This window comes from Methanopyrus sp. KOL6, from assembly GCF_002201915.1.
GTDB lineage: Archaea > JAADCQ01 > Methanopyri > Methanopyrales > Methanopyraceae > Methanopyrus.
Map to the genome: position 1 here is coordinate 1,296,717 of NZ_CP019470.1, position 11,597 is coordinate 1,308,313.

Consider the following 11,597-nt stretch of genomic DNA (forward strand, 5'->3'; position numbering starts at 1 on the left):
TGACCACCACCGACCGCAGGATGATCGAAATCACCACTGTGCCGTTTTACCATCGTTCATTTCCACACAGTCATACGCGGGGGGTTACGTGGGGACTCATGAGCCATTTGCTCCCTGAAAACAACGGACGCGTGCTGGTATCCGAGAGGTTCTTCGTCCTGATCTTGACAGTGGTAGCCCTCGCGGCGATGGTAGGGTCGATCCACTTTAAACACATCCACCACAGGAAGTGCAACAGGATCAGCCGTCTATCCCACGCCAGGTGCATCGTCGTCGTGACGGAGGACCTCTGCGGCGGGTCTAAGTATTCAGTCCGGCTCGCAGAGATACTCAAGAGGAAGGGTGTACCGATGACGTTCGCTGTCCCGGCCTGGGAAGCTTACGTTTACCCGGACAGGATGAAGGAGCTACACGAACTCGGAGGAGACATTATCAACCACGCCAACGACGGGGGTGCCTCGTACGCGTTCCTAGGTCATCCAGGTAAGATAGCCGGATTGCCGAAGGAGGAACAGCGCAAGATCATCCACACGGCTCAGGAGTGGATCAGCAAGGCCACCGGAGTACGCCCGGACGCGTTCAGGGCACCCGGTCTGGCGATCGACGAGAACACGTACCGTGTCCTCGTGGAGGAGGGTATATGGGTCGACTCTAGCAAGATCTACACAAAACCGGGGACCAGGGGCGCACCGAAATGGATAGAAGGTGGTAAGATCCTGGAGATACCCATAGCGTGTTACACGGAGTGGGAATACCAGAATCGTCAACCCGTGAGGCCGAAGTTCCTGTGCTCCTTCGCAGACGACCTGTTCGTGCGTCCCAAGATCGCTACGGGCCATCCAGAAGAGGCCTTGGAGAACCTGAAGCGAGGGTTCGACCAGTACTACAGGCACGGTCGACCCGGTAGACCCACAGTGTTCGTAGTACTCTTCCATGAGAACATCACGGCGAACCCGAAACACTGGTGGATAATCCTGGAATTCGTCGACTACGCACGATCCCATCCGGGCGTCGCGTTCGCCACAATCGACGACGTCGCGGAGTTGGCGCGTCACGGGCAACGGTTCACGTCCTTCTAACCGGACAGTACAGTGAACGACACGGGGTGGTCCGAGATGTCTAATCCCCAAGTCCTAGCCATACCTGTGATAACGATATTAATAGCATTGGGGTTATTCCATTCGTTCACTCCAGCACTAGCCCAGGTATACTCAGACGAATACGACCTTGAAGAAGAGTACCAACCTAAATATTATGATGATGAATACGACGAAGATTACGATGAAAATTACGGACATCAGAATGATAGCGAAATTGAATATACGAACTACGATCAATCATCTGACGAATCTGATTTCGTAGATGTTGGAACGGCACCAGTTTCAAGTAACAGTAGTAAGCATGGACGAGGACATAAATGCAAAAGTTTTAAGCCGAAAAAATGGACACTTATTGTAGGTTTGATACTGCTCCCGATCCTGATTTTATACTACATCATTTCGGCGTAGCTCATAAGAACCACTCCTACTGTCGAGCGCGAGGCAATATCACGAGGCGTCGGACGAGATCACGAAGGTAACCTTACACCACGACGGTCCGGGAAGCCTTCGTAGTGTCCTGGCCTCCACATCGAACCCCTCCAGGATAACGACCCCAGAGACACTGTCCTCGTGTCTGACCCTGAGCCCTAGGATCACAGCCTTCCTGATCAACGTCTCGAGTGCAGCCCGGTCCAGTCCATCGTACGCCAGGACCGCCCGGAGCACGAACGCGCCCTTAGGTACTTTCCAGCACCGAACCGTCTTCACCACGTACGACACTCGCTCGTATGACATTGACCTTACGGAGTACCCGTACTCAGGCGGCGAATACCAACGCCCGTCATCCCCCCTCACCCATCCCGGCGGCGTCCAAAACCCTGAGATGTCCCTAATACCGCCATAGTACTGGAGTACGACCCTAACGTGCGGGAGACGACCGTACCTCGAAACCCTATACGCCTCACGATTCATCCCTTCTACCGTGTGCAAGAACGGTTTCAAGACGATCGATCTCGAGGTCCAGTACACGCGTTCCAGGTACTGATTATCGTCCATATGGGTCGCGTGGAACTCCGAAGGGTCCAAGAGGAACAGAGCCCAAGTGACGGCTAGGGAGAGCGGCGGTAGAATCGCGTCCCAAGTATCGGACGACAACCCAGTCAACGAGAGCCTTATCGAGCGCCACGAGCTACCCTCACGCCTCCACAGGACCGGTACACCCATGGTCGTAAAGGCATCCTCAAAGCAGTGAAAGAACCCACCCAAAAACGGTAGAGAGAGGTCCTGATGCCCAGTCGCCCACAGGACGTAGGAGAGCGAACCCCACAACCAAGGACAATGGAGCACGCCACGATGCTTCAACCTCCTAGAAACGGCCAACCTGATATTACGACCAGTTAAGACCTCGATAGGGTACATGGAAGAGGAGACCAGTGAATTCGGATGATCTAGATCAGGCAATATCGACGAAAACGCCACAGTAATCGCGCGCTCCACACCGAAGAACGGGGCCGCCAACATGTAGGTGAGAAGGATATGAGTCCTCGCTCTCACTCAGATCACCCCAACTTCGAGACCGCTAGACCGAAGAGCCCCAGTGCAGTCAGAACCCAGAAATCAACGCTCTCGTCGACCATAGTTCTCAGGATCAAAAGCCCGATACCCGCGACCGCGACAGCTTTCAGCAACCGTGAAGGATCTTCAACTAGCGTGACCGTACTACCGTCATCGAACACCGCACCCACCTCCACCGACTCACCCTCCACGAACTCCCCGGTGATGTCCTCGCACTCGACGGCCGGTAAATATCCCCTATTGAACACTAGAACCGGAACGCCGTCGGCTAGCCTCTCAATCGCACGCCTAGCGTAGCGGTTCAACTGAAAGTGATCCGAAGCCTGGAAGACCAGCGGCGCTCCAACCTCATCCAAGTACCTGTCGACTAACACTCGGTAGGTGGAAGCGGAAGAAAGACCGAGCGCATCCCGAAGAACATCACTGAGCAGATCGTACTCAGGTACTCCATCGATCCGAGCATTAGCCACGTAAACACCCGGCTTTAACTTCAAGACGATCTCCTCTACCTCAGGCGGCAAAGGCCAGGGCATACTCACCACCACCAAGACTAGAAGTGATTATCGAGGGCGCGAAGAGCGCCCAGGAACACGCCAAAACCCACGCGGAAGCACGAACGGCAACGCGGGCACGACGTGGGACCCATCGCCTCCAGAACCACCACGACCCCCGGATGCGTGTTGTTCCAACACCTCCTCCAGATACTCACGATCCTCCTCCGGAACACCGTCCGACCAATCACACAGACCGACCGACGCCGACAACAGTGCGAGGAACACCGAGCACAACATTCACCGATCACCCCCGACCACCTTGGCCAGAACGTCGAGAACTCGAACACCCGAGACTACACGCACAACACGCTCACTGTCCACTTCTCCCACATCCACCACGACGAACACACGACCACTGGGCAGAACACCTTTCTCAACCACCTCACCGCCGTCCACGCTCACATCAACGCCCTCGTCCGTCGAGTCCAGTATCAACCCTAGAAACACTCCGCCGGCATGCCCCCTCAACCGGACGTCGGTAGCGATACCTCCAGATACTTCAGAACTCGACCACTTCAACCACAACCCTCCAGCACCGGACGAAGGACGTAGCGATACCCCGACACGATCCCTGACTTCGAACGACACCTTTGCGGGCTGCCTCAAGTACACGCTCACGAACTCCGGGTCACCACCGAGATCCACCGACACCACCCCACGACGATCGCACTCACCGTTCAACACCTTAGGAACCATACGACCATTCTCATGCACTAGACATCGTACCACGTACCCTACGCCCGGAGCGGGAGCCCAGAACGAGACTCGACTCCCCTGAACACCGAACCCGACAGGCCTCAGCACGCTCACGTCCAGACGTGCGGGCACTGGTGACTCCGACGACAGAACCCTCCTGATCACCGTCACCTTGCCTGGAGAACGTCCGTAACCGACCTCCAAGTGTAGAACTACATTCTGCCCAGGAAGCACCCTCACGTACGGGTAGCTGAAACCGTTCGAATCCGTCCGGACCAAATCAGCACGAACGAACTCCGAACCACGGACCGAGAACCGCTTCAACTCCACTTTCCTACCATCGAGTCTCAGTGAGACATCTTGATCCAAGGACCTGTCGCCGAAATCGAGATGCGCCCAGTTCGAGTAGACGACCCTAATCATGACCGGACGCTCGGTACCGTTCGACACACTGACGACTGCTCGGCACGAGCTGTCACCACGATCCACACTCGCTTTCACCCTAACACCATCCAACAACCCGGAGAGCTCCGGGGCGTACTCGTCCACGCTCACAACTCCTACACGCACCGGACCACCGACGAGCTTATCCTGAAGACTCAAACTGTAGCCCACTACAGAACCGGTAGCACTCACGACAACCTGCTTGCCCCTAGGGGGATAGTAACGGATCTGAGCAATCCAACCACTGGAGGACGGAACGAACCTGACCACAGCCTTCCCAGCACCCAAAGTCGGATCGGGCACGTCGACAGCCTGAGCACAACCCGACGAAGACAGGACCCAGAGACCGATCAGAACACTTGTCAGCAATTTACTCAATGACGACCACCCAACCAATACGCGACGACACGCGTTAAATTAACTCGACGTTCTACACCACGAGAACGATCATTTGGACACTTCGGAAACGCATGCGTGTGGTACTCCTAATAGTGTTGACTCCGAGTACACGCTCCCGGAGACCCATGACCATTTATTTTTTCCGAAGTGTACACCGAAGGGCAGGGGATCCCTCTAGTGCCACAATGATCGTGATTCGAGCTGCGATCGGACTCTCATAGTGAAACGCGAGGGGTAGTGGTTAATGTTAGGTTGTGTGATGGTTTTGATCTCGGTGCTCGTTATGATGACACCATCCTCTGGTTTTTACTATCAGAACGTGTACGATCAAGCCTTGTCACTCGAGAAGGAAGTCCTAAAACACGCGAGAATCACGGCGACGAAAAAGGCTATCGAGGCTATCGAAGAAGGTCCACTTCACGCGACACTGTACTACTCTAAGGACAAGAAAGAGGTTATAATATCCAATGAGCCAATCGTCGAACTCAAGCTCGAAGGTGATAAAATATCAGTTACAGTAGACGGTGAGACAATTGATACCGTAAGACTAAACCCGAATCACGCTTATGTATACACAGTAATGAGAATAAGCAGTGGTATACCAGTCATAACGGTACCTACGCCACTATTGGCATTGTTCTCTGAACATACTGTAATCGAACTGAATATAATAAATAATAAGAGATGGTAAAGTGTACTCATTCGGTGATGATTACGTAAGTCCATTATATGTCCACATCATCGATGATACAGATAATGTTGTAACGATTAATATAAAGAGATACTTAGGATTAGGTGATTTCATCCTAGGTATTGATTATCAAGGTGACATTGTAGTATTCTACGTTTATAGGAGTTCTAGTAAGGAGTTCTTCAAGTTATACTGTGACTTGTCGAGTGGTAGGGTTTGGAGGGGTTCACCGTCGAGTGAGGAGTTGGAGAAGTTGAAGAACTTAGCCAATAGAGTCGATGAGGAGGAGTTCTGGAGGCCTGAAAGAGTTGGAATGAACATACTGTATGATATGGATGACGATAAAGTAATCATGGTAGTTTGGAATGCGCGTGTTAGAGATATCGATACGGGCAGTATTGATATTACTGGGGTTATCAAGGAGTGTAATCCTAGATTATACGAGTTTGTTGAGTTCTTGAACTCGGTCGGTTCACTGTATGATTCTTACTCCTCGTGGAATTACTTCGAGCTTTGTGCTAAAGCGTTCGAGTTCAAGGACTTGTTAGAAGAACTCGGGTTGATCGAGTCGAAACCGGTTAGATTATTATTACACCCATGGTTACTACCGAGCGCGTACGTTATCACTAGCATACCGTACCTAATGACATCACTCGCTTGTTCAATACTACTAGAACGCTTGCCAAAGCTTGGAGAACCGCCCGAGTTCAAACTCGATCCTGGGGTGATTATAGATTATGCTAAGCGAGCAGCTTACGCTATCGTGATATTCGAATTACCGACGATAGAGTACTATGTAGCGGATCATGTTTCGAAGTTATTGGCCGGGGTTTGGTTGGGTGATGATAAGATGGCCTCTAAGGTTTGGGATGATGTAGGATTTGGGGTTGGTGCTCCGGTGATTGAGGAGCCTTTGAAACGCTTGGCTAGCGAGCTCACGGGGTTGTCTAGATTATTGACTGGAGTATTGTACGGGTTTTCCGAATGGGTTTACCATGAGGAGGCTCCGAATAACTTACAAGCTTTATCATATAGGTTGTCGTGTCACATATCTTACACTGTGGTTCCACTACTAGTAGGAGTGTTACTCCACTCACTCTACAATTCGGAAACATCACTAGATTACTGGACTAGACTACTAATGCCAGTACTATCCATAATAGAAGGACTTGTAATAAACGCGATAACCGGGGTGTGGTAAGCGATGGACTAGTCTCATAGTACTAACAGTCACACTCTCCATACTCTCACTCTCGACGTCGGTCAGTGCTGATGAGATTGATGTTAAGTACTGCATTAACTTATGCCACACCGTGCAGGAGGATGTTAAGAGGTGTAGCGATATGTGTTCCAATGTGATCAGCTTACTCAATAAGATAAGTGCTAGTAAAGGAGTTAATGTTAGTCATGAGATCCACGATATTAAATTGTGTAAAAGGTACTTGTCGGAGTCTTACAAAGTGTTAGGCTGGAGTCATTCTAGGTTAGAGGAATTGGATGGTATCATAGATAAGTACGATAGTATTCGTGAGAGGTTGCTGGTAGAGGCTATGGATGGGGAGAACGGCCTTTTGTCGGGTCTATCCTTATTGGAAGATATGAGGTGGAACGTTCAGGAGCTATCTGACAGGTTGAGTAGACTGAGGCTATATGTCGTGATTTCCTGGAAGGAAAATTGGGTGAAGACGAGTTCATGAGGGAGATGGACGAATATGTACCCGACGCCGTTGGATACGCTATGAGTGTCAGGGATTCCTCTTACCACTTCGGATCCGTTGTGAACGCCAGCCTGTGCAGGGTGAAAGAGATAGTAGAGACTTGGGAAGAGAAGCGTTCGAAGGAGGAGGAAATGAAACGCGTTGAGACGTCGAGATTCAGGAAAACTCTCACAGCGTTGGTGGCGGCGCTGATCTTGTCGATGCTCCCTGGGTGGGTCCAGCAGTACGTCTCCTCGATCATAGGTTTAGTGGCGGCGCTGATACAGTTTCTGTAAGCGCCGCACTGCTAATAACACGCCTAATACCGCGACAGCCGCATCCATCTTCTTCTTGGATCCCTCCTTCTTGGTATCCATCTTCTTCGTCTTAGTTTAGTCAACGTGACGTTCTCGCTATTCCTATTACCTTCACCGGCAGGCACAGTCTTGCTCGTTTCAGACAGTACTTTCAGCGGGCTTAGTACACTTTTCAGATAATTGATCTCCTCCTTAATCTTTCCTATAAAGTCTTTTCACCTCATTATTTTCATTACTACTACTGATCTTACTGCTAAACTCTTCAATCCTATTTTCAATCTCCTTGATTTTTCTCTCTAAGCTCGTAATTGCATCACCGTAGCTCTTCTCTATGTCGCTAGTCTTACCTTCTAGTGATTTCACCCTCTCCTTAATGCTGTTAACGTCTTAGGTTACCTTATCTACAGTACTCAGTAATCCGCTAAGTTTACTCTCTATCTGACTAACTCTATGATCAATATTTAACATATTCTCATCAAGTTTCGATACGTAATCGTAAACTTCTTTAATCTTCTTGTTCACTTCTTCACTCATATTGTTAATTCTATTATATATCCCAGATACGTCTTTTTCGATCTTTAATATCCGATTCTCGATACTCTCAATATTTCTGTCTGTTTCATCAAACATTGGGTTAACCCTACTCACCCAGTCTTTAACTTCTGACCTCAGATCGCACACTTGAACCTTAATATCTGACACCTCGCCTTTAACTGCTAATATCTCATCCTTCACTGTCAATACTTCGCTACTGAGCTTACTTATACTGTAGGTAATATTCAACAGTTTATGTATAGATCCAATTACTTCGTCCACTGGATTACCCACTTTAGGGACTTCAATATGCAACCTATTGTCACCATCTAAAAGAGCCAATACTACCCTAGCACTTGTGGGATTAGCCACTATCGCGATTATCTTAACATCAGTATTAACACCACATTCAAGGTCGCTGCTGTCGTATATCGACAACACTTCGATCTTCTTGTACTTAGCTCTAAACAACACGCCGTAGATTTTACCATCGACAACGAACGTCGTGAGATAGTACTTCCCACCATTCTCATCCTCGTAGACCGGTACCATACATAGGCTTGATACTCGTCCGCTGTGACGGTAGAGAACCACGTTCTGAACCAGCTAACAGTTATTATTTGTCAATTCTATCAGAGCGGCTCTCACTGCATTCATTGACGTATCCTCGTACACCATGACATTGTCTACTACGTACGGATTGATACTCCTACTCAGCTTCAGATCTTTTACGATCTCACAATTATTACTTATATTCAGTGCTACAACTCTCACCATTGGTTTATCACCTCAATAATCAGTGAATACCAAAATCAAATAATTATTGCCGTAAGTGGAGATCACTAGCTTCGGGTACCGGTAAGAGTCTCCAACGGCTTCGCTCACATTGTCGATAGTAGTTATAGACTCGATCATTCCTCTATTTATTGCCACTGTAACCGCCGAGCAGGAATCTCCTAGCCACTTCTCGTACGCGATGTATAAGCGCTCTCTACCCTCATCTTCTACAGCCCATGGATAAGCGGCGTTTTCGTCGATGGATTTTCTTCCATAGGGATTAATAATCACTAGCTTCTCGCACCAGTTAGTATCACTGCCACTTACGTCCACCGCAACTATATCTGTATCATTCACTAAAGTGGGCGATACCAATCTCCCTTTCACATTGTGTATTCATACGATATACTCCCATCATTGGTGAAAATTCTGAGTGTTTTTAGCCCGTCTGTGGCCTCGAACACAATCTTAGCAGAGTCATTGTTGCTGAACAACGACATGGGCCTATAGGTTACTGGAGTTACTTCGTAATCTGAGTTGATCGAACCGATAACCGAGATGGAGGATGCCGTCCCGCACGCTGCTAGGATCGCTGACAACACGGTAATGGTAGTTACCTTCCAATTCAACTGTCGGACCTCCAGCCGGTGTCGGAACCGAAACACCCTATAATAATTTCCCTATGAAAATCTATCGCTTATAACCGATGCCACGAGGTGTGAAAGGAGTCCCACGACAACGTCTCCCCGGGCTTGATGTTCCACATGTCCGGGATCACGTACCCTGACAGTAACGCCGTACCCGCACCCACGACGCACCACATGTCTCCAAGCACGTCCAGGCTCCTAGACACCACCGCTCCATCTGGAACGACCGTCTCTAGGTAATCCACGACATCACCAGTATCCTCACCCCGAACCCCCTCCACGCGATCCGATCCGAGAACCCTCGACACCGACTCGATCACGGACTCCGGGTCCGTCTCCGTCAACAGTACCACTCCCACGTCACCGGTTATCGACTCGAGCACTACGCTCGACGACGAGAACTCTACACCCAACAACTCGTCCACCCGATCCTCCAAGGACTGGAGTACCAAATCCGCCAAGTACATCGCGTCCGAAGGCACCACACCGTAAGTACAGGACACGAACCCTTCCTCCGGAACCGATCTAATCAAGAACACACTGGCTTCCCCGCGTTGTTCTTTAGGACTATCTAACTATCCGGAATGTATAAATACTGTCCAGTCATTGGTAGTGATGGCGAGACGGCGCGGTGGGTCCAGGATCTGGATGGGGTCAATGGTTCGATGGTCGACGTGGCCAAGGAAGTGGACGAATTGGTAAGCGATGTTTATGACCATGTGCTGAGATACGTAAGGAGCAGACCACTAATGATCGAGAGTGAAAATAAATAATAGGAAGAATGAGTATGATAACGAGGGTGAGAGTGGAAGAGAAGAACTTGAAGAACTGAAGGACGAGTTGATGGATTACTAAAGTTATAGGATTATGGCGCATAATATTGAACACTCATCCCTAGCGTGTTGTATATATTGACTTTCCCTATACTATCGTCATAGCATCAGTAAGGAAGAAGTTAAGAAGAGAGAAAATTAGAAAAGGGGTGAGATTTAATGACAAAAGATTATATAAAGACGCCAATTAACTTACCAGATGATTTGGTAAAGAGAGCGAATAAGAGTATAAGTAGCACTTTAAAGGGGGCGGTAGGAGGAGAAATAGGAGAGCTTTTCGAGTTCAGAGAGGGCAATATATTTATTCACAGCTTAGTACTATGCTCGACCTCTATCACGTGCGTCTATTACTCAATATACCCATCACTAAGACATAAATATAAGATACGTGAGCTCCTCATCGACCTGGGAAAGGAAAAAGAAGTCAAGATGCCGACCTCATACTTTAAGTACGCGTATGGTGAATATTCATTTACGGAATCATTAAGAGAAGGATTTAGATCTATGGAGGATTATCCTTATTTGATAAAGCTCCTTAAAGCTAGAAAGAATTTAGTGTCGTCGGTAATAAAATTCTTTAAAAATCCGAATTATAAGGAGTACAATAGATTGATACTAGGAAGCGCTGGCGATGCTTTGCGTAAAATCTGAGGTGAATATATAGAAATAGAAATAATGGATTGCATAAATAGCGTAGGTGTAACCGAACTGTTTTCTATACAGTGCCACTTCTTATCGTATAGGACTGGGAGTTCCATCGAAGGTATGGTCTATGATATAGAAACGACTGTTAATAAACTTATGTCTATGATCGACATGGAAGATTTGTCCGAAATAATTATTGAAGAGTCGTCTAGATTATACAAGAGTATAGTCGAAAGCTTTTTTAATAAGGTAGTGGCTGAGGACCTTGAGGTGCCGTCAGACTTTGTTGATGAGGTTACTTCGGGCACGTTGGCGAAGCTGATAGCGGATAACGTCGCCGCCCCGATGGAAGTTTTGACTTATTTAGTCGAATCTGACCATCACGATGTTGCGGAGAAGTGGATGCCCGATGACTATACCTTCGAGATCGTTGGTGTAAAGATAAACCATGAGGAGCACGATGTTTCATGGAACATTATAGGAGGTAAAGGAGACGCGGAGAGTTTGATCTCTGAAGTTGTAGAGAATGTTATCGGAGATTTCACGTCAGGATCTAGCTCCGGAGGTTTCAGGGATTCCACCGGTGAGGGTGGGCGAGAGAGTAAGACTGGGAGGGTGCGTGACACCGGGAATGAACTGGATCAGTTGCTTGATGATGCTCTCGACATGGCTAAGGATATGATACTAAGGATGGCGTCAGATATACTGTTTGGGAGTGATAGCAGAAGCAGGAAGAAATCGTAATGCT

At 48.7% G+C, this 11,597-nt stretch carries 15 protein-coding genes; 8 read left to right on the forward strand and 7 right to left on the reverse strand.

Going from position 1 to position 11,597, the window contains the following annotated elements; translation table 11 throughout:
- Positions 1-98: 98 nt before the first annotated feature.
- Together BW919_RS07040 and BW919_RS07045 are read left to right on the forward strand one after the other, a co-directional pair.
- Complete coding sequence (locus BW919_RS07040) at positions 99-1,079, forward strand: polysaccharide deacetylase family protein (RefSeq protein WP_157666154.1); 981 nt, start codon at positions 99-101, stop codon at positions 1,077-1,079.
- Between the two features lie 36 nt (positions 1,080-1,115).
- Positions 1,116-1,508 carry a hypothetical protein gene (locus BW919_RS07045; protein WP_088336305.1) on the forward strand — a complete coding sequence of 131 codons (393 nt, stop codon included), beginning with the start codon at positions 1,116-1,118 and terminating at the stop codon, positions 1,506-1,508.
- A gap of 39 nt (positions 1,509-1,547) precedes the next feature.
- Here BW919_RS07045 and BW919_RS07050 read toward each other — a convergent pair whose 3' ends face one another.
- The 4 genes from BW919_RS07050 to BW919_RS07065 all read right to left on the reverse strand — a co-directional run bounded on the left by BW919_RS07050 (position 1,548) and on the right by BW919_RS07065 (position 4,687).
- Complete coding sequence (locus BW919_RS07050; RefSeq protein WP_088336306.1) at positions 1,548-2,594, reverse strand: metal-dependent hydrolase; 1,047 nt, start codon at positions 2,592-2,594, stop codon at positions 1,548-1,550.
- Positions 2,595-2,599: 5 nt separating this feature from the next.
- Positions 2,600-3,109 (reverse strand): hypothetical protein, encoded by a 510-nt coding sequence (locus tag BW919_RS07055; protein ID WP_157666155.1) that lies wholly within the window; start codon positions 3,107-3,109, stop codon positions 2,600-2,602.
- Positions 3,110-3,175: 66 nt separating this feature from the next.
- The gene (locus BW919_RS07060; protein ID WP_088336308.1) at positions 3,176-3,406 is read right to left on the reverse strand and encodes a hypothetical protein; all 231 of its coding nucleotides are present in this window, start codon (positions 3,404-3,406) and stop codon (positions 3,176-3,178) included.
- Positions 3,407-4,687 carry a hypothetical protein gene (locus BW919_RS07065; RefSeq protein ID WP_157666156.1) on the reverse strand — a complete coding sequence of 427 codons (1,281 nt, stop codon included), beginning with the start codon at positions 4,685-4,687 and terminating at the stop codon, positions 3,407-3,409. It lies immediately after the preceding gene.
- 286 nt (positions 4,688-4,973) lie between these two features.
- Here BW919_RS07065 and BW919_RS07070 point away from each other — a divergent pair, with 286 nt between their 5' ends.
- From BW919_RS07070 to BW919_RS07085, 4 genes are all read left to right on the forward strand, one after another.
- Positions 4,974-5,399 (forward strand): hypothetical protein, encoded by a 426-nt coding sequence (locus BW919_RS07070; RefSeq protein ID WP_157666157.1) that lies wholly within the window; start codon positions 4,974-4,976, stop codon positions 5,397-5,399.
- A gap of 1 nt (position 5,400) precedes the next feature.
- Positions 5,401-6,600: a hypothetical protein gene (locus BW919_RS07075; protein WP_088336311.1), complete on the forward strand. Its 1,200-nt coding sequence runs from the start codon at positions 5,401-5,403 to the stop codon at positions 6,598-6,600.
- A gap of 241 nt (positions 6,601-6,841) precedes the next feature.
- Positions 6,842-7,096 carry a hypothetical protein gene (locus BW919_RS07080; protein ID WP_157666158.1) on the forward strand — a complete coding sequence of 85 codons (255 nt, stop codon included), beginning with the start codon at positions 6,842-6,844 and terminating at the stop codon, positions 7,094-7,096.
- Positions 7,075-7,392 (forward strand): hypothetical protein, encoded by a 318-nt coding sequence (locus BW919_RS07085; RefSeq protein WP_088336313.1) that lies wholly within the window; start codon positions 7,075-7,077, stop codon positions 7,390-7,392. The genes BW919_RS07080 and BW919_RS07085 overlap by 22 nt, the downstream gene beginning before the upstream one ends.
- Before the next feature lie 408 nt (positions 7,393-7,800).
- Here the strand turns inward: BW919_RS07085 and BW919_RS07090 are convergent, their stop codons facing one another.
- From BW919_RS07090 to BW919_RS07105, 3 genes are all read right to left on the reverse strand, one after another.
- A complete protein-coding gene (locus tag BW919_RS07090; RefSeq protein WP_088336314.1) occupies positions 7,801-8,541 on the reverse strand; it encodes a hypothetical protein in 741 nt (246 codons plus the stop codon).
- Between the two features lie 195 nt (positions 8,542-8,736).
- Positions 8,737-9,099, reverse strand: coding sequence for a hypothetical protein (locus tag BW919_RS07095; RefSeq protein ID WP_157666159.1), 363 nt, complete (start codon positions 9,097-9,099; stop codon positions 8,737-8,739).
- Between the two features lie 322 nt (positions 9,100-9,421).
- A complete protein-coding gene (locus BW919_RS07105; protein ID WP_088336317.1) occupies positions 9,422-9,910 on the reverse strand; it encodes a hypothetical protein in 489 nt (162 codons plus the stop codon).
- A gap of 453 nt (positions 9,911-10,363) precedes the next feature.
- Here BW919_RS07105 and BW919_RS07110 point away from each other — a divergent pair, with 453 nt between their 5' ends.
- Both BW919_RS07110 and BW919_RS07115 read left to right on the forward strand, forming a co-directional pair.
- Positions 10,364-10,855 carry a hypothetical protein gene (locus tag BW919_RS07110; RefSeq protein ID WP_088336318.1) on the forward strand — a complete coding sequence of 164 codons (492 nt, stop codon included), beginning with the start codon at positions 10,364-10,366 and terminating at the stop codon, positions 10,853-10,855.
- A 114-nt stretch (positions 10,856-10,969) separates the two neighbouring features.
- Positions 10,970-11,593, forward strand: coding sequence for a hypothetical protein (locus BW919_RS07115; protein ID WP_088336319.1), 624 nt, complete (start codon positions 10,970-10,972; stop codon positions 11,591-11,593).
- Positions 11,594-11,597: the final 4 nt, after the last annotated feature.